1 rRNA gene is annotated in these 814 nt (G+C 46.6%); it reads left to right on the top strand.

The window, feature by feature from the left end:
- Positions 1 to 169 precede the first annotated feature (169 nt).
- A 23S ribosomal RNA gene (locus AC1Q51_RS27790) occupies positions 170 to 814 on the top strand; the annotation flags it as partial.

Here is an 814-nt window from a genome sequence, read left to right as displayed (position 1 = left end):
GGTGCGGCTGGATCACCTCCTTTCTATGGAGAATTGATGAACGCTGTTCATCAATATAAGTTTCCGTGTTTCGTTTTGTTCAGTTTTGAGAGAACTATCTCTCATATATAAATGTATGTTCTTTGAAAACTAGATAACAGTGTAGCTCATATTTTTTAATTTTTAGTTTGGTTAAGTTAGAAAGGGCGCACGGTGGATGCCTTGACACTAGGAGTCGATGAAGGACGGGACTAACGCCGATATGCTTCGGGGAGCTGTAAGTAAGCTTTGATCCGAAGATTTCCGAATGGGGAAACCCACTATACGTAATGGTATGGTATCCTTACCTGAATACATAGGGTATGGAAGACAGACCCAGGGAACTGAAACATCTAAGTACCTGGAGGAAGAGAAAGCAAATGCGATTTCCTGAGTAGCGGCGAGCGAAACGGAACATAGCCCAAACCAAGAGGCTTGCCTCTTGGGGTTGTAGGACATTCTATACGGAGTTACAAAGGAACGAGGTAGACGAAGCGACCTGGAAAGGTCCGTCGTAGAGGGTAACAACCCCGTAGTCGAAACTTCGTTCTCTCTTGAATGTATCCTGAGTACGGCGGAACACGTGAAATTCCGTCGGAATCTGGGAGGACCATCTCCCAAGGCTAAATACTCCCTAGTGATCGATAGTGAACCAGTACCGTGAGGGAAAGGTGAAAAGCACCCCGGAAGGGGAGTGAAAGAGATCCTGAAACCGTGTGCCTACAAATAGTCAGAGCCCGTTAATGGGTGATGGCGTGCCTTTTGTAGAATGAACCGGCGAGTTACGATCCCGTGC

It is taken from the genome of Bacillus sp. MT94 (assembly GCF_058792475.1).
The sequence above is the reverse complement of the archived record's forward strand: the minus strand, read 5'-3'. Positions and strand labels throughout refer to the sequence as shown.